Annotated in this window: 25 protein-coding genes and 1 pseudogene; 15 read left to right on the plus strand and 11 right to left on the minus strand. The window is 57.7% G+C overall.

The features are described 5' to 3' along the window. Window positions 1–9 precede the first annotated feature (9 nt). Genes HLB35_RS01455 through HLB35_RS01465 form a run of 3 tightly spaced genes read right to left on the minus strand, consistent with a single transcriptional unit; the run spans window position 10 to window position 4006 of the window. Window positions 10–1683: an ABC transporter permease gene (locus HLB35_RS01455; RefSeq protein WP_171701574.1), complete on the minus strand. Its 1674-nt coding sequence runs from the start codon at window positions 1681–1683 to the stop codon at window positions 10–12. Between the two features lie 35 nt (window positions 1684–1718). Then, the gene (locus HLB35_RS01460; protein WP_422822402.1) at window positions 1719–2951 is read right to left on the minus strand and encodes an ABC transporter substrate-binding protein; all 1233 of its coding nucleotides are present in this window, start codon (window positions 2949–2951) and stop codon (window positions 1719–1721) included. Window positions 2952–2971: 20 nt separating this feature from the next. Next, on the minus strand, window positions 2972–4006 hold the full coding sequence (locus tag HLB35_RS01465) for a phosphotransferase family protein (RefSeq protein ID WP_171701237.1): 1035 nt from the start codon (window positions 4004–4006) through the stop codon (window positions 2972–2974). A 207-nt stretch (window positions 4007–4213) separates the two neighbouring features. On the opposite strand from HLB35_RS01465, the gene HLB35_RS01470 reads away from it, so the two are divergent. From HLB35_RS01470 to HLB35_RS01490, 5 genes and pseudogenes are all read left to right on the plus strand, one after another. Then, complete coding sequence (locus tag HLB35_RS01470; protein ID WP_171701238.1) at window positions 4214–5995, plus strand: acyl-CoA dehydrogenase; 1782 nt, start codon at window positions 4214–4216, stop codon at window positions 5993–5995. 39 nt (window positions 5996–6034) lie between these two features. Further along, window positions 6035–7665 (plus strand): annotated as a pseudogene (locus tag HLB35_RS01475) (acyl-CoA synthetase). Window positions 7666–7704: 39 nt separating this feature from the next. Then, window positions 7705–8553 carry a 3-hydroxybutyryl-CoA dehydrogenase gene (locus tag HLB35_RS01480; RefSeq protein WP_171701239.1) on the plus strand — a complete coding sequence of 283 codons (849 nt, stop codon included), beginning with the start codon at window positions 7705–7707 and terminating at the stop codon, window positions 8551–8553. 176 nt (window positions 8554–8729) lie between these two features. Next, complete coding sequence (locus HLB35_RS01485; protein ID WP_171701240.1) at window positions 8730–9503, plus strand: enoyl-CoA hydratase-related protein; 774 nt, start codon at window positions 8730–8732, stop codon at window positions 9501–9503. Window positions 9504–9634: 131 nt separating this feature from the next. Further along, window positions 9635–10174, plus strand: a complete 540-nt coding sequence (locus HLB35_RS01490; protein ID WP_171701241.1) for a YaeQ family protein — start codon at window positions 9635–9637, stop codon at window positions 10172–10174. 86 nt (window positions 10175–10260) lie between these two features. On the opposite strand, the gene yghU is transcribed toward HLB35_RS01490, so the two are convergent. Continuing rightward, a complete protein-coding gene (gene yghU, locus HLB35_RS01495; protein WP_171701242.1) occupies window positions 10261–11121 on the minus strand; it encodes a glutathione-dependent disulfide-bond oxidoreductase in 861 nt (286 codons plus the stop codon). 138 nt (window positions 11122–11259) lie between these two features. Continuing rightward, window positions 11260–11685, minus strand: a complete 426-nt coding sequence (locus HLB35_RS01500) for an organic hydroperoxide resistance protein (protein ID WP_171701243.1) — start codon at window positions 11683–11685, stop codon at window positions 11260–11262. Window positions 11686–11883: 198 nt separating this feature from the next. Between HLB35_RS01500 and HLB35_RS16345 the strand changes: the two genes are divergently transcribed. From HLB35_RS16345 to HLB35_RS01525, 8 genes are all read left to right on the plus strand, one after another. Further along, window positions 11884–12168, plus strand: coding sequence for a hypothetical protein (locus HLB35_RS16345; protein WP_216601346.1), 285 nt, complete (start codon window positions 11884–11886; stop codon window positions 12166–12168). A gap of 35 nt (window positions 12169–12203) precedes the next feature. Then, window positions 12204–12422 carry a hypothetical protein gene (locus HLB35_RS17785; protein WP_328730747.1) on the plus strand — a complete coding sequence of 73 codons (219 nt, stop codon included), beginning with the start codon at window positions 12204–12206 and terminating at the stop codon, window positions 12420–12422. Further along, a complete protein-coding gene (locus HLB35_RS16355; protein WP_216601347.1) occupies window positions 12419–13102 on the plus strand; it encodes a cation:proton antiporter in 684 nt (227 codons plus the stop codon). The genes HLB35_RS17785 and HLB35_RS16355 overlap by 4 nt, the downstream gene beginning before the upstream one ends. Next, window positions 13102–13635: an MOSC N-terminal beta barrel domain-containing protein gene (locus HLB35_RS16815; RefSeq protein WP_235936933.1), complete on the plus strand. Its 534-nt coding sequence runs from the start codon at window positions 13102–13104 to the stop codon at window positions 13633–13635. The genes HLB35_RS16355 and HLB35_RS16815 overlap by 1 nt, the downstream gene beginning before the upstream one ends. Beyond that, the gene (locus HLB35_RS16820; RefSeq protein ID WP_235936934.1) at window positions 13581–13958 is read left to right on the plus strand and encodes an MOSC domain-containing protein; all 378 of its coding nucleotides are present in this window, start codon (window positions 13581–13583) and stop codon (window positions 13956–13958) included. The genes HLB35_RS16815 and HLB35_RS16820 overlap by 55 nt, the downstream gene beginning before the upstream one ends. Before the next feature lie 179 nt (window positions 13959–14137). Beyond that, window positions 14138–14929, plus strand: coding sequence for a MotA/TolQ/ExbB proton channel family protein (locus tag HLB35_RS01515; RefSeq protein ID WP_171701244.1), 792 nt, complete (start codon window positions 14138–14140; stop codon window positions 14927–14929). A 73-nt stretch (window positions 14930–15002) separates the two neighbouring features. Continuing rightward, window positions 15003–15878 carry an OmpA family protein gene (locus HLB35_RS01520; RefSeq protein ID WP_235936935.1) on the plus strand — a complete coding sequence of 292 codons (876 nt, stop codon included), beginning with the start codon at window positions 15003–15005 and terminating at the stop codon, window positions 15876–15878. Between the two features lie 219 nt (window positions 15879–16097). Beyond that, on the plus strand, window positions 16098–16997 hold the full coding sequence (locus HLB35_RS01525; RefSeq protein WP_422822415.1) for a L,D-transpeptidase family protein: 900 nt from the start codon (window positions 16098–16100) through the stop codon (window positions 16995–16997). Between the two features lie 15 nt (window positions 16998–17012). On the opposite strand, the gene HLB35_RS01530 is transcribed toward HLB35_RS01525, so the two are convergent. The 4 genes from HLB35_RS01530 to HLB35_RS01545 all read right to left on the minus strand — a co-directional run bounded on the left by HLB35_RS01530 (window position 17013) and on the right by HLB35_RS01545 (window position 20617). Beyond that, window positions 17013–17672 carry a response regulator transcription factor gene (locus HLB35_RS01530; protein WP_171701245.1) on the minus strand — a complete coding sequence of 220 codons (660 nt, stop codon included), beginning with the start codon at window positions 17670–17672 and terminating at the stop codon, window positions 17013–17015. Between the two features lie 37 nt (window positions 17673–17709). Further along, window positions 17710–19236 (minus strand): PAS domain-containing sensor histidine kinase, encoded by a 1527-nt coding sequence (locus HLB35_RS01535; RefSeq protein WP_171701246.1) that lies wholly within the window; start codon window positions 19234–19236, stop codon window positions 17710–17712. A 4-nt stretch (window positions 19237–19240) separates the two neighbouring features. Beyond that, window positions 19241–19909, minus strand: coding sequence for a 2OG-Fe(II) oxygenase (locus HLB35_RS01540; RefSeq protein ID WP_422822416.1), 669 nt, complete (start codon window positions 19907–19909; stop codon window positions 19241–19243). A 63-nt stretch (window positions 19910–19972) separates the two neighbouring features. Next, window positions 19973–20617 (minus strand): CoA pyrophosphatase, encoded by a 645-nt coding sequence (locus HLB35_RS01545; RefSeq protein WP_171701247.1) that lies wholly within the window; start codon window positions 20615–20617, stop codon window positions 19973–19975. 88 nt (window positions 20618–20705) lie between these two features. Between HLB35_RS01545 and HLB35_RS01550 the strand changes: the two genes are divergently transcribed. After that, a complete protein-coding gene (locus HLB35_RS01550; protein ID WP_171701248.1) occupies window positions 20706–21263 on the plus strand; it encodes an NUDIX hydrolase in 558 nt (185 codons plus the stop codon). Between the two features lie 21 nt (window positions 21264–21284). On the opposite strand, the gene HLB35_RS01555 is transcribed toward HLB35_RS01550, so the two are convergent. Continuing rightward, window positions 21285–21596 (minus strand): YqfO family protein, encoded by a 312-nt coding sequence (locus tag HLB35_RS01555; RefSeq protein ID WP_171701249.1) that lies wholly within the window; start codon window positions 21594–21596, stop codon window positions 21285–21287. A gap of 11 nt (window positions 21597–21607) precedes the next feature. Continuing rightward, complete coding sequence (locus HLB35_RS01560; protein ID WP_171701250.1) at window positions 21608–22504, minus strand: alpha/beta fold hydrolase; 897 nt, start codon at window positions 22502–22504, stop codon at window positions 21608–21610. Between the two features lie 203 nt (window positions 22505–22707). Here HLB35_RS01560 and HLB35_RS01565 point away from each other — a divergent pair, with 203 nt between their 5' ends. Then, window positions 22708–24156, plus strand: a complete 1449-nt coding sequence (locus HLB35_RS01565; protein ID WP_235936936.1) for a TolC family outer membrane protein — start codon at window positions 22708–22710, stop codon at window positions 24154–24156. Window positions 24157–24192: the final 36 nt, after the last annotated feature.

Below are 24192 nucleotides of genomic sequence, written 5' to 3' on the forward strand. Positions count from 1 at the left end.
AATATGCGGTTAACGATTGGATTCCCGCTGGGTGACACCTAGCCAGCGGGGCAGCGCCAGGGCGATGATAAAGCCGATCAGCGGCAGGCCTGCCTGTACCAGCGCCCAGACGCCGATCAGACGTCGGTTGCCGCCAGAGGCCAGGGCGACGGCTTCGGTGGTTACCGTTGTGACCCTTCCTGCGCCAAGAAGTTGAGTCGGCAGATACTGGCCGATGCTTACCGCCAGGCCGACGGCCACTGCCGTCAGCAGTGGCGCCAGCAGCAGCGGCAGGCGAACCTTCCAGAATGCCCGGTTGCGGGAGATGCCAAGTGATTGGGCGACCTGTAACCAGCGTGGGTCCAGGCGCCGATAAGACTCGCCCAGGGAGAGATACACATAGGGCAGTACAAAGAGTGCATGTCCTGCGACTACCAACAGAAGCTGCGGACGCACGCCGATCTGTTCAGCAGCTACTACCAGGCCGAACAGAAAGGCGATCTGCGGTACCAGCAGGGGTAAATATAACAGCCATAGTGCCCGGCGGGGATGAAGGTGCTGACGCTGTTCGTTTTCCAGCGCGGCCACCACCAGCAGGGTCGCCAGGCCGGTGGCGACCAGTGCAATCACCCCAGTGGTGACCAGGGGCGCTGCCAGCATGGCGGCGCTGCGCTGCCAGTGATCAAGCACCAGGGATTGCGGTAAAAACTCCGGAAAGCGCCAGAAACCGGCCACTGAAAACAGCGCCAGGCCGAGCAGAGCCGCAAGGGCGGTCAGGCTGGTCAAGGCCAAGCCACCACGGCCTGCCACTGTTAGCGTTGCCGCGCCGCGGCGGCGGCTGCCGTTGGTTAGCCAGTGTCGGCTAAACCGCCGAACCAACTGTTCCAGCAGCCACCAGCTGATAAGGGCGGCCAGGGTGACGCCAAGCTGGAGTACTGCGGCCGCTGATGCCATAAAGCGCCGGGTGATATCCGGGTCGTTGAACCAGCCCAGAATCGAGACACTCAGGGTCGAGGGCAGCCGTGGGCCGAGTATCAGCGCCATATCTACTACCGAGGTGGCATAGGCAATCACGGCATACACCGGCAGGCGAATCAGCGGGTAGAGAGCGGGAAGGATCACTTTCAGCCAGGCAATGGTCGGGGCATAACCCAGTGAACGCGCCAGTTGCAGGCGCTTGTCAGCCTGCAGCTGTGGCAGTGCCGCCAGGCTCATCAGCAGCAGAAAGGGCGCTTCCTTGAGCACCAGGCCAAAGGTTAATGCCAGCCCCCAGGGGTCATTGACAATCAGCGCATCCGGCGGGCTTTGCCAGCCGGACGGCCAGGGAGAAATCAACCGGGCCATCAGCCCTGAAGGGGCGATCAGAAAGGCAAAACCAAAGGCCACGGCAGCATGGGGAATCGCCAGCAGGGGTGAGACCAGGCGACGTAGGCTGCGATCCAACAAGGTGCCTTGGCTGGCGGCTAGAAACAGCACCACGACCAGCAGAGCCAGCGCCGTGCTGGCGAGGCCGCTGGAAAAGCTGACAGCCACCGAGCGCCATAGCCCCGGCTGGCTGAACAGGGCCTGCCAGGGCGCAAGGCTCAACTGCTCGCCACCCAGCACCGGTAGATAGCCAAAGGCAGGCAGCAGTACCATACCCAGCCCTGCAGTGACCGGGATCACCAGCAGGGCAATCATCAGGACCGGCACATAGCGCAACATCAATCAGTTACCACCATCATCAGTTGACACCCCTATTAGTTGACACCATAGCGCTCAAGCCAGGTGTCCTGCAGCGCTGTCATCCAGCTGGGGTGAGGCTCGGCCAGGGTGTTGGAAAGTGCATCAACGGGTAGTGCTGAGGGGTGCTGTTCGCCCTGCTCGAACATGGCCTGATCGCTGTCGTCCAGCTGGCCGATGGCCAGCACGCTGCGGTCACCCCACATGTCCAGCGACTGCTTTTGTGCCTGTGCTTCTGGCGACAGCAGGAAGTTGGCCAGCGCCATGGCGCCTGCCTTGTGGGGTGAGTTATAGGGAATGGCCACAAAGTGAACGTTGCCCAGAGTGCCATCTTCCAACACATAGCTGCGCACGCTAGGGGGCAGCTCATACTCCATGACGGCCACGGCCGCATCGGTGGGGTAGAAGGAAAACGCCAGGCTGAGCTCGCCATCACTCATCAGGGTGCGCAGGTTGGGGCCGGAATCGGGAAAGCTGCGACCGCTGCGCCACAGGTGGGGATGCAGCTCATCCAGGTAGGCCCATAGCGGCGCGGTGATTTCTGCAAAGTCGCTATCTTCCACCGGCTGGTAAAGCGCAGCGTCCTGGTCACTGAGTTCGATCAGCGCCTGTTTCAGGAAGGTGCTGCCGGTAAAGTCGGGAATCCGCGGGTAGCTGAATTGGCCAGGGTTTTGCTTGGCCCATGCTAGCAGGGCGTCAATGCTCTGGGGCGGTGCGTCTACCTGGGCGCTGTCATAATAAAAGGTAATCTGCGCCTTGCCCCAGGGGGATTCGTAGCCGTCAGTGGGCAGGGTGAAGTCGGTAACTACTTCCGGGTTGTTGTCCGGGTCGGTCAGGGCAAAGTGGGGCAGCGCATCGGCGAAGGGCCCGAACAGCAGATCCTGTTCGCGCATGGCGGCGAAGTTTTCACCGTTGATCCAGATCAGATCGATACTGCCCTCGTCGTCATTGCCAGCCTGTTTTTCCCCCAGTACCCGTGCCACCGCGCTGCTGGTGTCGTCCAGTTTGACGTGCTCTACCTCGACCCCGAAGTCTGCCTGCATCTGCTCGGCGACCCAGGCGATATAGCGGTTGGTGCGCGCATCGCCGCCCCAGGCGTTCCAGTAGACGGTCTGGCCATCGGCCTCTTCCAGCACCTTCTGCCAATTATCCGGGTCAGGTGCGGCCACAGCAGGGAGTGCGCCGGGCAGTGCAGCGGCCAGCATGGCGGTAGCGATAACCGCCGAAAGTAGAGTCTTACGTTTCATCATGAACCTCGTCAAATCAGGTGCTAGAGCGTTGTTTGCAGGTGAAGGAGTTCGTTGTGAACGTGTTCGATGGCCGCTGGCGACAGATAGTGTTCGACCCGATCACGCACATGGGCAATCACGCTGGCATCGGTCAGCTCTGCCGACCAGTCCTGGCCGCGGTGCTCAGCATCTTTGCTGTGTAAATGCTGGGCGCGCCATTTGGCACACCAGGTCAGTGACCATAACCAGGTGGCCCGGCGACAAGCGATCAGGGTTTGTGCGCTGGGTGATTGGCCCATGCGCGCCTGCCAGCGGCGATAAAAGTCAATCACCTGATCGTGGGTGAGCACCGCCTGGCTGTTCACGTCCCAGGTGGTTGAGGTGTAAAGCGAGGTGTGAGCCAGATCAATCCCCGGCAGTCCGTAACGGCATTTTTCCAGATCGACCAGCACGGCCTGACCATCCTGAGTGATCAGGAAATTACCTGGGTGGGTATCAAAACTGATCAGGCAGCGTTTTGAATCCGGCAGGGTAACCGGCAGGGCATCGAGTTCGTCACGCACCCGCGCGATGGTATCCGGGTTCAGGTCGGCCTTGTTCAGCCATTCGGCCTGGCGGCTGACTTCCTCGCGCATCGCTTGCCAGGGGTCGTCGGGTGCCAGCAGCGGCGCTGTGTGTTTCGGTAAAGGCAGCTGGTGAAGGCTGGCCAGGGTTTCCGCGATGCGCGGTAGATCTTCCGGCAGTTGCGCCAAGCGGCCTTCAATGGCGTCAACCACTAAGCCGCCACGGGGCAGCGTCTCGCTAACCGGTAGAATGCCGTGCAGCCGGGGAACATGACCACCGGCGCTGGCGCGCTCATAGCAGGCGGCTTCATAGGCCAGGTTATCGGCGGGGCCCAGGTCCATCTGGCTCTGTTTGGGAAGCCGAGCGACCCAGTCATCGCCGGTGCGGTGAATCCAGATATGGTCATGGGCCAGGCCGGTGTCCGCCATGGCCGACAAATACTGGTAGTCAATGCCTGCCAGTTTCAGCTGTGCGGCCAGGGCCTGCTGCTGTGCCTCAAAAGATGTTGACATGGAGTGCTCTTGTTGATGGCTGAAAGCGTAATCTTACAAGTGTCTTTAACGCTCAGTGAGCGTTCTTGTACCAACCTTACACGTTTTGCAAAAGAAAATTGACCTCAAGCGCCTCTAAGACGTTAGGTGAATGGTCTGCCAGCACTAGGGAATCTACTATCTCGCGTAGAATATTTACTAATTCCGCCATTTTCATCGAGGCCCCGCATGAATTACTACGCCGCTCCCGTGCGCGATATGCGCTTTGTGCTTGAAGAACTACTCTCTCACCGCTCGCTGGCCCTGCCGGGGTTTGAAGAAGCCTCCCCGGATCTGATTGACGCCGTTCTTGAAGAAGCCGCCAAGCTGGCCAACGACGTCTGGGCGCCGCTCAACGACGTGGGCGACAAGCAGGGCACCCAGCGCCATGAAGATGGCAGTATTACCACTGCGCCGGGCTTTGCCGAGGCCTATCAGGCTTATGCTGAGGGTGGCTGGAACGGGATTGGCGTTTCTGAAGCCCTGGGCGGCCAGAATCTGCCCGAGGTGGTGGCCAGTGCCGTTCAGGAAATGCTCCACGGCGCCAATATGGCGCTGGGCCTGTGCCCCATGCTGACCGCTGGCGCCATTGAAGCTATCGCCCACCACGGCAGCGATGAGCAGAAAGCGCTCTACCTGCCCAAGCTGGTGGAAGGCACCTGGACGGGGACTATGAACCTGACCGAACCCCAGGCCGGCTCGGATCTTTCCAAGGTGCGCACCAAGGCAGTACCTGAGGGTAACCACTACCGCATCAGCGGACAGAAAATCTATATCACCTGGGGCGAACACGACGCTGCCGAGAACATTATTCATCTGGTGCTGGCCCGCAAGCCGGATGCCCCGGAAGGCAACAAGGGCATCTCGTTATTTCTGGTGCCGAAGCTTTTAGTTAATGCCGATGGCTCACTGGGCGAGCGTAACGATGTGACCTGTGCTTCCATCGAGCACAAGCTGGGCATTCACGGCTCACCTACCTGCACCTTGAGCTTCGGTGAAAAAGACGGGGCGATTGGTTATCTGGTGGGTGAAGAAGGCCGTGGCCTGAATCATATGTTCACCATGATGAACGAAGCGCGCCACAAGGTGGGTGTACAGGGCATCGGGCTCGCTGAGCGCGCCTGCCAGCATGCGGTTGCCTACGCCCTTGACCGCACCCAGGGGCGTAGCCCGCGCTCTGGTAAGTCGGACTGTTCAATCAGTGATCATCTTGACGTGCGCCGCATGCTGCTTTCCATGCGCGCCCGCACCGATGCCCTACGCGCTCTGGCGCTGACCTGCGCCGCCGAGCTGGATAGTGCCCGCCACGGTGCCTCTGATGCCGAACGCGAGAGGGCCCAGGCGCGGGTAGATGTACTGATTCCGGTGATCAAGAGTTTCTCGACCGATCAGGCCGTGGATATTGCCTCCATGGGGATTCAGGTACATGGCGGCATGGGCTATGTGGAAGAAACCGGGGCCGCTCAACTGTTGCGGGATGCGCGCATAGCGCCTATTTATGAAGGCACCAACGGCATTCAGGCGCTGGATCTGGCTGGGCGTAAACTGCAGCGTGATAACGGCGCGGCGTTGACTGCGTTGATGGATGATGTGGATGCCACGGCCGAGCAGCTCAAGGCGCAGCCGTCGCTGTCCAGCCTGGGAGACGCCCTTGCGGCTGGCAACGGTGATTTACGCGCCGCCATGAAACGGGTGCTGGAGCAGGGCCAGGCTGAGGGTGTTGATGCCGTGCAGGCGTATGCCACGCCGTTTCTGAATCTGGCGGGCCACCTGCTGTGTGCTTGGCAGATGGGCGAAGCAGCGCTCAAGGCCCAGGCCGCGATGGATCAGGGCAGCGATGATCCTTTCTACCCCCATAAGCTGGCCTGTGCCGAGTATGTGATCAGCCAATGGCTACCGGTGGGTCGCGCCCAGCGCGCCGTGATTGAGTCCGGTATGCAATGCCTGCATGCTTTTGACGCCCAAGTATAGGCATTGTTTAGAAACGTCATCCAACAATCAGAAGAGATTATCAGCATGTCAATTTTTGAACAGGATTTGCCTAAAGTACAGGCTAACCATGTTGCGCTTTCGCCACTGACCTTTATCGAGCGCTCTGCCAGCGTATATCCGGATTACCCCGCCGTTGTGCATGGCGAGATCCGCCGCAGCTGGGCCGAGACCTGGGCGCGCTGCCGCCAGCTGGCCTCCGCCCTGGCCGGGCGTGGCCTCAAGCCGGGGATACGGTAGCGGCCATGCTGCCCAACGTACCGGCCATGTTTGAAGCGCATTTTGGCGTGCCGCTGGCGGGCTGCGTGCTGAACACCCTGAACATCCGCCTGGATGCCGAGGCTATTGGCTATATGCTGGCCCATGGGGAGGCTAAGGCGGTGCTGGTGGACCCGGAGTTTGCCGATGTGGTCAAGGCCGCAGTGGAAACCCTGGACACCAAGCCGCTGCTGATTGACGTGGCCGATGAAGAATTTCTCGGCGCTGTGCCGGGTATCGGCGAGGTGGAGTACGAAGCGCTATTGGCAGAAGGCGATGCTGATTACCCCTATCAGCTGCCCGAAGACGAATGGCAGGCGATTTCTCTGAACTATACCTCCGGCACCACTGGCAAGCCCAAAGGCGTGGTCTATCACCATCGCGGTGCTTATCTGAACGCGGTAAGCAATATTCTGGAATGGGCCATGCCCCATCATCCGGTCTATCTGTGGACGCTGCCCATGTTTCACTGCAACGGCTGGTGCTTCCCGTGGACGATTGCTGCCAACGCTGGGGTTAGCGTCTGCTTGCGCAAGGTGGACCCAAAACGCATCATGCAGCTGATTCAGCAGGAAAAAGTGACTCACTTCAGCGGCGCGCCGATTATTCTCAACGGCCTGATCAACCTGCCCAAAGAGGATCAGTGCCAGTTCGAACATACTATCAAGGTCACCACCGCAGGGGCCGCGCCGCCCGCTTCGGTGATCTCCGGGGTGGAAGCACTGGGCATTGAAGTCACCCATGTGTACGGCCTGACCGAAGTGTACGGGCCGGTCACCGTTTGCGCCTGGCATGATGCCTGGAACGAGCTGCCGCTGGAAGAGCGCGCACGCCTGAAAGCCCGTCAGGGGGTGCGCTACCACATGCTGGAAGCACTGTGCGTGGCCGACCCCAACACCCTGGAGCCGGTGCCCAAGGATGGCAAGACAATGGGCGAGATCATGATGCGCGGCAACAACGTCATGAAAGGCTACCTCAAGAACAAGGCAGCCACCGAGCAGGCGTTGGAGGGTGGCTGGTACCATACCGGCGATCTGGCCGTCTGGCACGCCGATGGTTATATCGAAATCAAGGATCGCTCCAAAGACATCATCATCTCTGGCGGTGAGAACATTTCCACCATTGAGGTGGAAGATGCCATCTATTCCCACCCGGCGGTGGAAGAAGCGGCGGTCGTCGCCAAGCCAGATGAGAAATGGGGTGAAACGCCCTGTGCTTTCGTCAAGCTGAAGATTGGTTATGGCGAAGTGACCGAAGAGGACATCATTGCCCACTGCCGCGAGCGGCTGGCGAGTTACAAGCTGCCCAAAACGATCATTTTCAGCGACCTGCCGAAGACCTCCACTGGCAAGATCCAGAAATTTGTATTACGTGACGAAGCCCGCAATCAGTAACCGAGCCAGATCTTACCCGAACGTATACAGGAGCACATTATGAGCGAACAGATGATTGGTGTCGTAGGCGCCGGCACCATGGGTCAGGGGATTGCCCAGGTGGTGGCTGCCAGCGGCTTTGCTACCCGCCTTTATGATGTGGCTGATGAGCAGCTGACCCGTGCTCAGGCCAATATTGAGAAAGGGCTTGGCAAGCTGGTTAGCAAGGAAAAAATGTCGGCGGACGACAAAGACGCTGCTATGGCTCGGCTTTCCACCACTACAGCACTGGAAGCCCTGGCCGATTGCGCGATTATCATTGAAGCCGCGCCGGAGCAGCCAGCCCTCAAGGAAAAGCTGTTTCGCGATCTGAGTAACCTTAGCAGTCAGGCGATTCTGGCCTCCAATACTTCGTCGCTGTCACTGACCCGATTGGCAGCCGTCTGCGAGCGCCCTGAGCGGGTGGTTGGTATGCACTTCTTCAATCCGGTGCCGGTGCTCAAGCTAGTTGAGGTGATTCGTGCCGAGCAAACCAGCGATGCCACCGTTGAGCAGATCCAGAACCTGGCCAAGGCGTTAGGTAAAACCGCCGTTCCAGTCGGGGATTCTCCAGGCTTTGCGGTCAATCGCCTGCTGGTGCCGATGATCAACGAAGCCGCGTTTCTGGTCCAGGAAGGTGCCGCCACGCCGGAAGCTGTGGATGAGGCGATGAAGCTGGGGGCAGCCCACCCCATGGGGCCGCTGGCGCTGGCTGACCTGATTGGTCTGGATGTGTGCCTGGCGATCATGGAAGTACTGCAGAACGGCTTTGGCGACCCCAAATACCGCCCCTGTCCACTGCTCAAGCGAATGGTGGATGCGGGCTACCTGGGCCGCAAGTCAGGCCGTGGCTTCCACATCTATAATTAATCACTGCTCAGTGGAAAGAAGGGATTGCCAGCCAACCAAGCGTTCGCTAGGGTTGAGCTGGCAGTTTTATTTCTCTGGGCCATAATTCCTCTGGTTCAACACACAGTCACAACAACAAACGTGCATAAAAAAAATGTACTTAAAAACAGATGTACTTAAAAACATAAGGAGCTCCCATGAGTGATGCCGTCATCGAGAAGGTTGATAACGCCGGTGTGGTTCGTCTGACGATCAATCGCCCCAAGGCGCTGAATGCCCTGAACAGCGATGTATTGAGCGCGCTGGAAAAAGAGCTGGTCGAGCTGGAACAGCACCCCAGCCTACGTGCCGTCTTGATCACTGGCGCGGGTGAAAAGTCGTTTGTCGCCGGGGCAGATATTGCCGAAATGCGCGACAAAACCCCCGAGCAGGCGCGTGCTTTCGCTGGTCAGGCGTTGCGCACCATCAAGCGCCTGGAAACCCTGCCGGTCCCGGTGGTGGCACTGGTCAACGGCTTCTGCCTGGGCGGCGGCTGCGAGCTGGCGCTGGCCTGTGACTGGGCAGTTGCCAGCGACAACGCCATCTTCGGTCAGCCGGAAGTGTTACTGGGTGTTATCCCCGGTTTCGGCGGCACCCAGCGCCTGCCGCGCCGCGTCGGGCCTGCCATGGCGCTGGACCTGGTGACCACAGGGCGCAAGATCGATGCCCATGAAGCCCTGCGTATTGGCCTGGTTAACCGCGTGATGCCCCAGGCGGAGCTTGAAGACTACGTGGCAGAGCTGACCAAGCAGCTGATGGGCAACGGCCCGCAGTCGGTGCGTGGTGCCAAGCAGGCGGTACACGACGGCATGGATCAGGATCTCGACAGCGCCCTGGCGCTGGAAACCAGCCTGTTTGCTTTCTGCTTCGCAGGAGAAGAGCAGACAGAAGGCATGAGCGCCTTTGTTGAAAAGCGTAAGCCTGATTTCTGATGGGTCAGCCGTGACGTTTCCTGACCCCAAAAGGGTAGCCGAGTGGCTACCCTTTTTTTTTCGCATGAGCCTTAACCCCAGTGTTGCGATAAATCCGCTACACTGGCGCAAATTTCAGATGGATGTCTCCCATGGCGTTGAGCGCGACCCCGTATAAAGTTGATGTGAACCTGACGGACCTTGATCGTAACGTCTTTGACACCCTGCGTTTTACCGTGGCCCGCCATCCGTCTGAAACAGAAGACCGGATGTGCAGCCGCTTGATCGCTTACCTTCTGTGGTACAGCGAATCACTGGCTTTTGGCCGCGGGCTTTCGGATGTGGATGAGCCTGCCCTGTGGGATAAAAGCCTGGATGGCCGCGTGCTGCACTGGATAGAAGTCGGACTGCCGGACGCCGAGCGCCTGACCTGGTGCTCACGCCGGGCAGAGCGGGTGTCGCTGTTGGCGTATGGGCGGGTGGATATCTGGGAGAGTAAGGTGTTACCGGCGGTGTCGTCGCTCAAGAATGTGCATGTGGCCAGCTTGCCGCAGGAAAGCCTGAGCGCCATAGCCTCGGGCTTGTCGCGTACTATTGACTGGGCGGTAATGATCAGTGAAGGGTCTTTATTTATTACCGACGCCAATGGCCAGCATGAGATTACCCCGCAGTGGCTGCTGCGTGATCGTTAACCTGAGCCATCGTTAACGCTTCAACCTGACCTGTAAGGGCCCGCCAGCAGGCGGGCCCTTTGTATTGCGTGGCGTGTCGTTCAGTATCAGCCGAGCTTGTCCTGGGTCCTGAGTTCAAAGTCGCTGGCGTTGTGGCGTTCGTGCAGCTGCTCGCTGGGGTCACCCCAGGTGCGATTGACCATGCGGCCACGTTGCACGGCGGGGCGGGCGTCGATCTCGTCGGCCCAGCGCTGCACATGGGTATAGGTGTGGGCTTCAAGGAACTCGGCGGCATTATAGACGCGGTTCTTGACCAGGGCGCCGTACCAGGGGTAGATCGCCATATCGGCAATGGTGTATTTATCACCGGCCATGTAGCAGTTGTTTGCCAGGTGGCGGTCGAGGACATCCAGCTGGCGCTTGACCTCCATGGTGAAGCGGTCAATCGGATACTCCAGCGGCTCTGGCGCATAGGCATAGAAGTGCCCGAAACCGCCGCCCAGCATGGGCGCGCTGCCCATCTGCCAGAATAGCCAGGAAAGGCATTCGGTGCGCTTGGCCGGGTCTTCAGGCAGGAAGGCGTTAAATTTTTCGGCCAGGTAAATCAGGATGGCGCCGGATTCGAATACCCGCTGGGGTGGCTGAGTGCTGTGATCCATCAGCGCCGGGATTTTCGAGTTGGGGTTAACCTCGACAAAACCACTGCTGAACTGCTCGCCTTCAGTGATGCGAATCAGGTGGGCATCGTACTCGGCGCTGATGCCTTTTTCGAGCAGCTCCTCAAGCAGGATGGTGACCTTGACACCATTGGGGGTCGCCAGGGAATAAAGCTGCAAGGGGTGGCGACCCACCGGCAATGCTTTTTCATGCGTCGCACCGGCCACAGGGCGGTTGATATTGGCAAACTCGCCGCCATTACCCGGCTCCCACTGCCACACCCGCGGGGGCGTATAGGTTGCGTTGCTCATCAGTTTCTCCTTGCCGTCAGTGTGTCTCAGACCTGTTTGCAGGCGATAAACAACATCACCGCAGGGCAATGCCGCGCGGTGATGTTGTTCAAGGACCAAGTTGTCAAAAATACCAATGCCCAACGTACGAACGCAGGCTTATACCAGCGTCAGGGTGACGTCGATATTGCCCTGGGTAGCATTGGAGTAAGGGCAGACAATATGTGCTTTATCCACCAGGCTTTGCGCCTGTGCCTTGTCCATGCCCGGCAGGCTGATCTTGAGTTCGACTTCAATCCCGAAGCCTGTCGGGATCGGGCCAATGCCGACATGGCCGTCAATCTTGACATCTTCCGGCAGCTGGATCTTTTCCTGGCTGGCGACGTGCTTCATGGCGCCCAGAAAGCAGGCGGAATAGCCTGCGGCAAACAGCTGCTCAGGGTTGGTGCCATTACCGCCTGGGCCACCCAGCTCGGTGGGCGTGCTGAGTTTGACATCCAGCGCGCCGTCGGAAGAGGCAGCATGGCCTTCACGGCCACCAGTGGCGGTGGCATGGGCACGATAGGCGATTTTTTCAATTGTCATGAGGGGACTCCTTATTATTGATGGTCATTTGCGACCAGATGCAGCGTAGCAGATTGTTAACCGGTGTCCATGTTTGGCACAGAAAGCGGTATAGCAAGCGAGGATGAATAACACCTTCCTGCGTGATCATCTGCGTTATGCCATCATGTAAACGTGGTGTCGCCAAGCGAATTATCAACTCCCAAGAGAAGGTTTATCATGATGACATTACTGAGCCATATCGAGGCTCAGCTTCACGCCGTTAACGACAGCACCCTGGCGCTGATCCTGCTCGGAGTGCTGCTGTCTTTAAGTATTGTGGTTGATACGGTGTCACGGCGCACCGCCTTGCCGCGTATTTCCTTGTTAGTGTTGGTAGGGGTCGGCTACGCGGTCGTTCAGCAGTTGGTGATTGGCTCAGCCAAAGCCCCTCTGGAAGGTCTGCGTGAGCCGCTGATCAACCTGGCGCTGGTGATGGTGGCGTTCTTGCTGGGGGCGAGCTGACATTATCCCGCCTGAAATCAACCGGGCGAATTATTGTGCTGCTCTCGGCCGCTGTGGTGCTGGGCTCGCTGGCCGTTGTGTTTGCTGGGCTTTGGGCCTTGGGTTTCCCGCTGGCGGTTGCCGCGTCGCTGGCAGCCATTTCGGTCGCGACCGACCCGGCTGCGGTCAGTGAAGCTATTGATGAAAGCGGCCAGACCAACCTTAATTCACGGGTGATGTTAGGGATCGTGGCCATTGATGACGCCTGGGGGTGATTATCTTCGGGCTGACCATGGCGGCAATGAGCTGGGTGAGCCTGGCGGATAGTGGCACAGGTTCGCTGATGCATTCGTTCTGGGAGTTGGGCGGTTGCGTTTTGTTGGGGATTGCACTGGGCTTGCCCGCGGCCTGGCTGACCGGTCGACTGAAACCCGGGCGGCCCACTCAGGCGGAAGCGCTGGCGCTGATGTTATTGATTGCCGGTCTATCTGCTTATCTCAACGTTTCTGCCTTGCTGGCGGCCATGGTGGCCGGCTTTGTGGTGGTGAACGTTTCAGCGCACCATACCCGTTCCTTTGCCGAGATTGAGCAGATTGAATGGCCGTTTCTGGTGTTCTTTTTTGTGCTGGCCGGGGCCAGCCTGGATCTGGCCAATCTGCATGCCGCGCTTGTGCCGATAGCGGCGTATGTTGTCTTGCGCATATCGGGAAGATTTGTGGGTGGTTATCTGGGTGTTCGCGTGTTGAGCCGTAATGTGACGGGGCTTGAACCACGTATTGGCCTGGGGCTTTTACCCCAGGCAGGCGTTGCCATGGGGATGGCGTTGCTGGCCGCCGAGCGCTTTCCTGAGCATGGTGCCTTGATCGTCACCACTGTGGTGACGTCCACCATTCTTTTTGAACTGTTTGGCCCCTTCTGGGTAAAACGCCTTGTAGTAAAATCGGAGACGCCATAATGCAAGTGAATGCGCTTTACTGTTACCCGGTCAAATCCATGCAAGGTATTCGCCTTGATCAGGCACGGCTGTATCGCCACGGGTTTGAATGGGATCGTCGCTGGATGCTGGTTGACCGCCAGCAATGTTTTGTCACCCAGCGCCAATTGCCCGCCCTGGCAGCGTTGAAAGTCGCTATCACCGACAGCGCTTTGGTACTGTCACACCCCCAGGCGGGTAGTATTGAGGTGCCGCTGGAAACGCCGTCGTCTGCGGCGCAGAGCGTGCGCGTCTGGCAGGATGATTGCCAGGCTCAGCCAGAAAGCCCTCAAATAACTGAATGGCTTGAATCGGCCCTCGGGTCAGCGGCACAAGGGCTGCGCTTGATGCGCTTTGCTGATGGGTTCACCCGAGCTGTGGCTGAAGACGCTTTTGGTCATCAGCAGGCGCACACCTTTTTGCCGACGGTTACCCCTACCTGGTCACCACAACGGCTTCTTTGCATGCGCTTAACCAGGCGCTTAGTGAAAAAGGCCTCGATGCGGTGCCCATGAGCCGCTTTCGGCCTAATATCGTGATTGAGCATGATGAAGCCTGGAGCGAGGATCGTTGGGGCGGCATCCAGACGCTGCCAGCCGCTGGTGGCGAAGGGGCTGAGCTTGTTTTCTGCGAGCCTTGCCAGCGCTGCAAGGTGACTACCATTGACCAGCAGACCGCGCAGGTATCCGTTCCAGCCGAACCGTTGAAAACCCTGGTGGCGTTGAATACCCAGCCCGCACTCAAGGGCGCCCACTTTGGCCAGAACGCGTTACTGGCAAGTCGCGAGGGAGGGCTTATTCGTGTGGGGGACCCGAGCGCGGTATTACCCGACGCCTGATACCCAGACGCTCAAGGCTTAACATGCCGGTGGCAATCACGGTGCCTGACATAAGGTATCAGCGTCAGGCTCCAAGAACCTTTATCTATCGCCATGAGAGCATTGACGCATGCTGTGCTTGGCTCTATGGTCAGCTTTCTGCATAATGTTTCAGTTTTTTACATTTCCCAGGAGCTACTGTGGATCTTGCGACGTTAATCGGGCTACTCGGGGCAGCTGTTCTCGTCAGTATGGCCGTCATCCTAGGCACTTCTCCTGAAGTGTTCATGAACCCGACGGGGCTGTTGTTAGTGGTAGGTGGCACAACCTTTGTCGTTATGGCCAAGTTTACCCTGACCCAGTTCAAATTTGCCCTTAAAGCAGCTGCACGTGCGTTCAAGTTCAAGCTGCCCAGCACCCAGGAAAGCATTGATGAGCTGGTAGAGCTTTCCAAGCTGTCGCGCAAGCAGGGGCTTCTGGTTCTTGAAAGCCAAGAGGTTAGCTCACCGTTTCTGGCTCAGGGGTTACAGATGCTGGCGGATGGTTTCAGTGCAGAAATGATCCAGGACATGCTTGGCAAGGAGCGGCTTCTGACCCTGGAACGCAATGAAGCTGGCGGGCAGGTGTTTTCTGCCTTTGCAGAAGTGGCGCCGTCGATGGGGATGATCGGTACTCTGGTGGGGTTGGTGCAGATGCTGGCCAATATGGATGACCCCGCGATGATCGGCCCGGCCATGGCCGTAGCGCTACTGACAACGCTTTATGGCGCCATGATTGCCAGCATGATCGCCAGCCCGATTGCTGACAAACTCTGGCTGCGGATGAACCAGGAAGCCAAGATGCAGCAGCTGTGGATAGATGCGGTGCTGGCGATTAAAGGCGATAAGAATCCGCGGGTGCTGGAGCAGATGTTGACGATCTATCTGCCGCCTGAGCACCGTCAGCGCGATGAGGGTGGCGGCACTGGTAATGAAGCGGGCGATTCAGCGTGATCCATGAGTAAAAAAAGACATCCAATATCCCGCAGTGGATGGTCACTTACGCTGACCTGATGAGCCTGCTGCTATGTTTTTCGTGCTGCTGCTGTCGTTTGCTGAAATTGACGCCGATAAGTTTCGGCGTATTGCCGGTGAGCTTTCAAAGGCGTTTGGCGTTCAGCGGGATATTGAAGCCATGCAGATTCCGAAAGGCACCAGTGCCGCACTGGATAAGTTTTCGCCTGCCGTGCCTGACCGCACCCTCCTTGATGAGATTCGCCAGCGCACCATGGAAGAGCAATCCCAGCTGGAGTCGATGCGACAGATACTCGAACAGCAGCGCCGTCAGCAAACCCGTGAGCTGGCCGAAGAAATTCGTGCTCTACTTGATGAAACGGGCAATAGCGAAGTGACTCAGGTAGAAGTGGATGGCTTTCGCGTGGTGATCCGGATTGAGGAGCGCGGCAGCTTTATGTCGGGCTCCTCCAACGTGACCATGTCTTTTGCCACACTGCTAGCAGATATGGCCGCTATCTTCGCTGGTCTGCCGGGTACGGTGGCGATTGAAGGTCATACCGATAATGTACCTATTCGCACGGCTCGGTTTGAAAGCAACTGGGATCTATCGGCAATGCGCGCAGCGTCAGTGGCCAATGTGCTGTTGACCGATGATGAGCTGAGCCCAGAACGCATTCTGGTGCAGGGCTTTGCGGATACTGAGCCGCGCGCATCAAACGATACGCCAGAAGGGCGTGCGCAGAATCGCCGGGTGGAAATCAATATCGATCTGAGTGAAGCGATTGAACAGCGTGGGCAGCGCGAACTAGATGCCTTGCGTCAGGCGGAGGAACCACAAACGGGTGTTAGCAATAATCAGGAAGAAACATTTGAAATATTGGATGATGCCGCGATACGAAACGGCGAAGAGGTTATCGAGCCACGTAGTCCGCTGTTTCCCCAATGACCCTGCATTTTTATCTGACACAAGCAACTAACGTTAAATGTTTTTGTCGATGCTTTGTTAAGATGCTCTCAGATGATTTATTGAAGGAACGGCTATGCCCCCATTGGTAAATACTTTTTGCAGTCTGTGCTACCGCTAGTTAATGTGCTGATCCGTGTGCTGAAAAAGAGCGGGTGCTGTGTCTGTTCCAGCAGAGTTGGCAAGGCGGGGGCGGCGACGCTGGCCTCCTGGTGTTTTGCGCTGGCTGCTCAGGCGGAAGAGTCTGAATGGCCCAAAGGTCACTATCCGCTGCCAGAAGTCGGCAATATGGTGGGTGAGACTTACCGCGTGAACGCTGAATATGAAGATACGTTGATTGATATCGCCCGTGACCATAACGTGGGTTATGAAGAAATTATCCGTGCCAACCCTGAGGTAAGTATCTGGGTGCCTGGCGAGGACACTGAAGTGGTGATACCGGGGCGCCATATTCTGCCCGACGCTGAGCGTAAAGGGATTGTGATCAATCTGGCCGAGCTGCGCCTTTATTACTACCCTGAGCCGGCTGAAGGCGAAACGGCAAGAGTGGAAACCTACCCCATCGGGGTTGGCCGCGATGGCTACAATACCCCACTGGGAATGACGGAAACGACCATGCGCCTGAAAGACCCGGCCTGGTATCCACCGGAATCCATGCGTGAAGAAGCCGCTGCCCAGGGTGAGCCGCCGCCGAGTGTGGTGCCACCCGGCCCGGATAACCCGCTGGGCGAATACGCCATTCTGCTCGATATTCCAGGTTACCTGATTCACGGCACCAACCAGCCGGATGGCATTGGCATGCGTGCCAGCCGTGGCTGTATCCGCATGTTCCCGGAAGATATCGAATCAATTTTCGGGCGTGTGCCAGAGGGTACACCAGTCAACATCATTGATGCGCCGATTAAGCTGGGTTTTGATAATCAGGGGGTGCCTCATCTACAAGCCTTTGCAGCGCTGGGCGAGCAGGAAAACGGTATGAATACCCTGCTGGGGATGTTGAGTGCACTCAATCAGCAGCAGGCTAACGAGCAAGTCGTTGATTTTGAGCGTTTCAGTCAAACGCTGGAACGTTCCAACGGAGATATTGTGCCTTTAATCTGAGCCTTGTTGGATGGCTCAAGCTTCGGGTAGAGCAGAGACCAGCCCCAAGGCAACGGCTTGCCTGACAAGCTCAGCCAGATTGTTAGCGCCAAGGGCTTTCATGGCTCGCTGTCGATAGACTTCCACTGTTTTGGCGCTGATGGCCATTTTTTCGGCAATCTCACGGCTGGTCATCCCTTGAGCGACAAGGGTGATGATCTGCTGCTCCTTGGGGCGCAATGCGGCAAATCGCTGATTCAGTTCATGGTGCTGCAGATTGCTTTGATGGCGCTGGTTCGTCTGGGCCAAGGCTTCCTGAAGGCTATCGATCAACTGCTGATGATTGAAAGGTTTTTCGATAAAATCAAAGGCGCCATTCTTGAGTGCTTGCGTGGCCATGGGAACATCCCCGTGGCCTGTCATCATGATCACTGCAGCACTCGCTTCCCTGTCAGCCAGTTGCTGTTGTACCTGCAGGCCGCTGAGGCCGGGCATGCGCACATCGAGCAGCACCACCTTCCAGTTGTGCGGGCTGGCCAGAAAGCTGTCGCCATCAACAAAGGCAGCGGCTTCCAGTCCTACTGAATCCAATAGCCAGACGAGCGATTCGCGCAGCGCTTGATCGTCATCAACAATGGCAATGTCATGAGTAGTGCTATTACGCTTGCCTGTATTTTCCTGACATGAGGTATCCATCAAGGTCTTTTCCCGTCACGTATTTTTCTATATGGACTCAAGCGCAGCGTAGTCTAGCGCTAAAGCGCGCGCCGCTAAATAGCGGGCTATGGCTTACGCTGAGTGCGCCGCCCATGGCTTCCATCAGGGAGCGGCTGATGGCCAGCCCTAACCCCAAGCCTTCGGCACGAGTAGAGTGAAAGGCGTTAAACACCTCGGCCTGTTGCTCATCAGGCACGCCGGGGCCCTGGTCATCCACATGTACGATCAGAGTGTTTCGAGTATTTTCTTCAACACTGAGGTGGACATGGCGTGCGTTGGGCTGTTGGCGGCTGGCTTCCAGTGCGTTTAATAAAAGATTGACGAATACCTGCTCGAGCGCCACCGGGTCGGCCATAACGTATATATTAGTAGCAGAATGTGACTGTCTGATATCCAGGTTGGCTTGCTGGTAGCGCCATTGACAAAGCTGCCAGGCGGCTTCAATCACGCCAAAAAGCTCCACTCGGCGAGATTGGGTGCCACCGGTGCGAATAAAGCGCCGGATATGGCGCAAACGTTCAGCGAGGCGCTGAACTTGATGATCAATCTGGGTAAGTGGATGCGCCAGTTTTTGAGCAGGCAGCTCAGGGTTAGCCTGTAGGGTGAGCAGGGCGCCGTTGGCGTAATTGGCGATGGCGCCGAGTGGCTGATTGAGCTCGTGGGCAATATTAGAGGTCAGCTCGCCCAGGGTTGCCAGCCGGTTGGCATGGGCAATCTGTTCCTGATGGCGGCGCGCCTGGGCTTCAGCGTGCTTGCGAAGACGGATATCGTGATTCAGCAACGAATGATGACCGGGTTCAGCCCCTCTGCCACGATGGGCCTGAACGACGCTGATGACCGGGATCAGCCCATCATGGCCGCGCATCTCCAGCTCGCCGCTCCAGGAGCCGTAGCGGGCCACAGCGGGAAACACCACTTTGTTGAGCAGACTGAGCGAGGCATCGCTGTAAACCTGGCTCAGCGGAACAGCTTGGGTGGAGCGAGGCAGGTTAAAGCGTCGCCGTGCGGCTTCGTTGGCGCTGAAAATGGAACCATCTTCAGCCACAAAGAGCACGTAGTCAGAGGTGGATTCCACCACCTGAGCCAGGCGCTCGCGATGGGCTTCTACTTGGATACGCCGCCCCACATCCCGGGAAACACAGAGTATATCGATCAACTCGCCAGTGGCAGGGTCGCGGCGGGTGCGGCTGGTGGTTTCAAACCAGACATAATGGCCGCTTTTGGCACGAAAGCGATAAGTCTGCTGATAAAATCCGGCATGGTAGTACACCCGTGGTGACTTGTTCAGCAGGTCGCTCAAATCCGCAGGGTGAAACAGTTGATAGGCGGAAACGCCAATGAGCTCATCTGGCTCATAGCCCAATAGATCCCGAGCGGCATTGGACGCATACAGGAAGGTACCGTCCCGGGCATGCCGGGAGATCAGGTCGGTGGTGCTTTCTGCCAGCCACTGGTAATGCTGCTTATCTTCGTGCAACTGTTGATTGTGTATTTCAAGCTCAGCAATGCGTGCTCTGAGCTGTTGTTCGGTGGTCTGCTGCATCGCGTCAACTCGCAGGGTCGAGCACTCTGCCCAGAGATGCGTTACGCCGGAACCAGCCGGCGATACTGGTTCTGGGTAGGCGGGTGGGCAACACCTCGTGGGGTACGGTCTCTGACAGAAAGCAGGTAAAGGTGCCGGCTTCTGGCACCACGCGAGCCATTTCCTGATCAGAGGCGTCAGGATGGTAGATCACCATCTCACCGCCTCCGTCTGCGGGCCACTCAGGGTTCAGATAACCAACGGTGGAAACGACCCGGTTGGCGCGCCCGCGAAAGCTGTCCAGGTGGCGCTGATAAAACGCGCCTGGCGGATAGTGGGCAAAATGCGCCTCATATTCGAACAGCCCCAGGAACAGCGCCTGATTAAGCGACTGCTGTAGCTCGGCCATACCGGCTAGATAGGTGCGTTGGGCCTGGCTTTCCCGGTTCAGCCAGTGAATGGCGTCACCGCGAATATCCTTGCGCAGGTGATGCTCTGTGCCACGCCCGATACCCGCTTGACTTAGGCCATCATGCTCGGCCAGACGGCAAATTTCAGCATACAGTTGCTGGCACAGAGCGGGGTCCAACACCTTGCTGTCTGCAAACCAGCCCTGCTCGACAAGAGCATCCACAATGCGATTGATGGTGGCCTGGCCAAGCAGGGAAGCGGCCGATAAAGGGGGAGACATCATGGTCAATGGTCAGTTATCCGTCAGAAAAGTGCGTTATAGCATGAAAATTCAGCGCCGTAGGGTTTATTTGTCAGCCATGGGTTTTGAGCGCTCGGAGACCCCGCGCACAGGGTGGCGGCGCAGCAAGCCGCCAGGTTTCTCATACAGGCTGATAGGCATGCCGAAACCCTTTGCCAGCAGTTCCACCAGCATCATCGCTGAAAGCCCCCATATCACAAAACCATCGACGTGGTAGCTTGGCACGTAGTGGGCAACGCCATCAACGATGATGACGTCGGTGTGGGTGCGCCGGTCGTCGAGAAAATGTTGAATAGGGACTTCGAAAATGGCGTCGAGCTCGCTGGGGTCTGCCTTGAGGGGCAAGTCAGGAGGAATCAACCCCACCCAAGGAGTGACCTGAATACCGTGCAGGGAAATCACATCAGAAAGCTGCCCCAGCGCCTTGACCTGATCAGACGGAAGGGCAATTTCTTCCTCGGCCTCGCGCAGGGCGGTGGCATAAAGATCCGGGTCCTGCGGCTCCTGCTTGCCACCGGGAAACGCCACCTGGCCGCTGTGGGTGGCCATATGGCTGGCACGCCGTGTCAGCAGCAGGGTTGGCTGCGGACGATCGACGATGGGCATCAGTACCGCCGCCCTGGGGAGGTTCATTTCCTTCAAGCGTTGAGGGCGGTGCTGTTGCAGCCGTTGGCTGAGTTTCTCTAACATGAGGTTTCCTGAGTCTGTGTTTTCTTTTACCCAGCAGCGAGCGTTGGCGTCAAGTGGCGCTATGCGTTGCCTTCAAGCGAGAGTGCTGATGAACTTTTGTAGTCAATGTGGTGAGAAAGTCCGTTTTGCCATTCCGGAAAGTGATGATCGCCCGCGCTACCTGTGTGATGCCTGCGGCACCATTCATTACCAAAATCCTCGTATTGTAGCAGGCACCTTGCCGGTCAGCGGCTCTCAGGTGCTGTTGTGCAAACGCGCCATTGCGCCACGCAAAGGCTATTGGACACTGCCCGCCGGGTATATGGAAAACGCCGAAAGTACTTCCCAGGCCGCCGCCCGCGAAACCTGGGAAGAGGCCTGTGCCGAAGTGGCATTAGCCAATCTGTATACGCTGATTGACCTTCCTCATATCAATCAGGTGTATATGATTTTTAAGGCTGACCTGGTAGGTGGCTTTGCGGCAGGGCCGGAGAGTGAGGAAGTGGCGCTGTTTGAAGAAGATGAAATCCCCTGGGATTCGCTGGCTTTCCCGACCATCGAGCACACCCTGCGCCACTTCTACGCTGACCGCCATAAAGGTCTATACCCCTTGCATACCGGCGTGATTACCCCGGAAGACCGCGAACGCTACTTCGGTAGCGCCTGATGGCATAGTCGATAATGGAGTTTAAAGGTCGGCCAGCCGCCAGACATCGTAAGCAGGTGTTTCATACGGGTGGGCCAGCTTCAGGGCAGCAATGGCCGATTCGATCAGCTCATCATGACATACCAGCTCAATCTTGAGTTCTTCCACTTGAGTGAGCTGGTTGACATTGCCGATATGCGGCTGGGCACCCGTCAGTGGACGAAACTGCCCGGTGCCCGCGGTTGCAAAGCAGCAGGCTTCATAGTCGCCAATGCGGCCAGCGCCGGTAGAGAATACTGCTTCCTTGACGCTTTCAGCGTCTTCAATGGGAACGAAAAAGGCCAGTTTATACATGGTCAGCTCTCTTAATCAGAGGGGTTCAAGCGTTTCAGCAGCGCCTGCCACCAGGGTTGCCTGGCGTCCGGCACGGATTTTTCCAGAAACTGCCGGATAGGCTCGACCTGAGCAGGCACGTTGAGCATGGGGGCGTGGCCACAGCCTGGGGCTTCAAGAAAGTCCATCTGTGGTTGTCGCTTACGCATTTCAGCCACTGTGTCCTGGCTGAGCAAGGGTGAATGCTCGCCTCTTATCAGCATCAGCGGGCAGCGGATCTTTGCCCAATCGGCCCAGGTATCCCGCGGGGTGTCGTGAATAAACTGCTCGCCGATACGTGGGTCGTAGTGAAAACTCCAGGCACCGTCGGGCAGGCGGCGGGCGCTTGAGTGTGCCATGCTTAACCACTCCTGTTCCCGAGTGATGCCAAACCCTTGATAATTTTTCTGGAGTGCCTCACGCAGCTCAGCAAAGGTGGTAAAACGCTTTAGGGTACTGAAGTAGGTGGCCATCTGGGTCAGCGCCTCGGGCTCAAGGGCAGGGCCGACATCATTGAGCACCAGGCAGCGAACGCGTGACGCCGTGTCGTCATCGGCGGCCAGTAGCATGCCCAGAAGTCCGCCCATGGAGGTGCCGATCCAGGGGACATTTTCCAGCTCAAAGGCATCCATCACTTGGGTGGCAACTGTCATGTAATGACTGTAAAGATACTCTTTTGCAGGATAAAACGACCAGCCAGAAAGCCCTCTGCCAGGGGTGTCCGGTGCGAGCACTCTCCACTGTGGCCCCAATTGACGGGCCAGTTGCTCAAAATCACCGCCGTGGCGTGCCAGTCCGTGCCAGGCAATAACGCTGTGAGGCGCATCCGGATTCCAGATGCGCACGACGATATCAAGCTGGCCGACTTTCAGGCATTTTATAGCATCCATAGCGCTTTCTCGCATCAGGTGGTCAACATCAGGCTCTGGTAAGGATATGTCAAAATTCGTGGAAAACCACTCGGCGCCAAGATCCGTGGTTATGAACATGCGACAATGTATGTATATTATTCACCAATACCGGCTCGCCTGCACTGGCAAGCCCAGCTGCGCAACCGCCACTTCTTATGACGGATTATACCGAGGACGTTAACATGCCAAGATCTTCTGCCCACACCCAGCCAATGCCACGCTGTCGTTGGCTGAAACGTGCGTTGTTACCCACATTGGTAGCTGCTGCCTGGGGAGCGCCCGCATGGTCAGCTGACCTTTTGACCATTACTCAGGATGCCATTAATAACAATGCGGCATTGTCATCGGCGCGCCTGGTAACACGCAGTACTGAAGCAGCCCGCGATGCTGCCGAGGGCGCATTGAAGCCTCAGGTGAGCGTCAGCGGAAGCCTTTCGCACAGCCGTCAGTATGAGAGCCAGACCAGCTTGCCAACAGCGGGCGTGGGTGGCGATGACAACGTCAACAGTGTCGGGCTATCCCTTGAAGCGACCCAAGCGCTGTTTGATGCCCTGAAGCGTCGTCAGGTTGAACAGGCTGAACGTCAGATTGATCAGCAGCTTTTTCAGCTGGCTGCCACCGAACAGCAGCTGCTGATTGATGTGGCGTCGGCGTATTTTGAAATTCTGCGCGCCTACGAGCTGCTCGATGCCCGACGTGCCCAGGAGCGCGCTATCGGCCGCCAGCTGGAGCAGGCCAGGGAGCAGTTTGAAGTAGGCTTGATTGCGATTACTGAGGTGGAAGAAGCCAAGGCGGCGTTTGACCAGTCTCGCGCTGTACGGATTGCCGCCGATAGTGACCTCCAGGTTCGCTTTGAGGCGCTGGAGCGCTTGACCGGCCAGCGTTACGAAAGCATTGATGTGCTGAGTGAGGAAATGCCGGTGGCCCTGCCGACTCCGGAAGATCGCAATTATTGGGTTGAACTGGCAATGGAAAATAATCCGCTGGTGCTGGCCAGCGAAGCCGGCGTTGCCCTCAGGCGTAGTAGCCTGGAAATCGCCAAGGCGCAGGAATCCCCCACTCTGAATGCGTTTGCCAACTACAACTATTCCGATAATGACCGCAGTGGAGCATCAGGCTACAACTCAGCCAGTGAAGTCGGGCTGCGGGTCAGTATGCCGCTTTACACCGGCGGCACCACAGAAGCGACCATTCAGGAAAATACCTTCCTGCTCGAATCCAGCCAGTATGATTTTGAAGACCAGCGCCGCGAAACCGTTCAGCAGATACGTTCGCGTTACACCCAGCTGAGCAATAATGTCTCAACGATTGAGGCGCGTCAGCAGGCGATCATATCCAATCAGAGTGCCCTGGATGCCACCCGTGCAGGCTATGAAGTGGGCACACGTAATATCGTTGACGTGCTGAATGCTGAGCAAAGTCTTTACAACGCGATTGCTGATTATGCCAGTGCCCGTTACGACTATGTAATCAACCTGCTGATTCTGCGACAGCAGGCCGGCACCCTCGACGTGGCGGCGCTTGAAGACGTCAACGAATGGTTGGGAGAAGAGCGGGTCGAGTTTACCTTGCCTGAAGATAACCTTGATAGTGTCACCAATATTGGAGAGCGTCCTCGGCGCAACGGCTGATTCATGTCTACGGCATTTACATTCATGCGTGTATGA

This window comes from Vreelandella azerica (assembly GCF_013112225.1).
GTDB classification, from domain to species: domain Bacteria; phylum Pseudomonadota; class Gammaproteobacteria; order Pseudomonadales; family Halomonadaceae; genus Vreelandella; species Vreelandella azerica.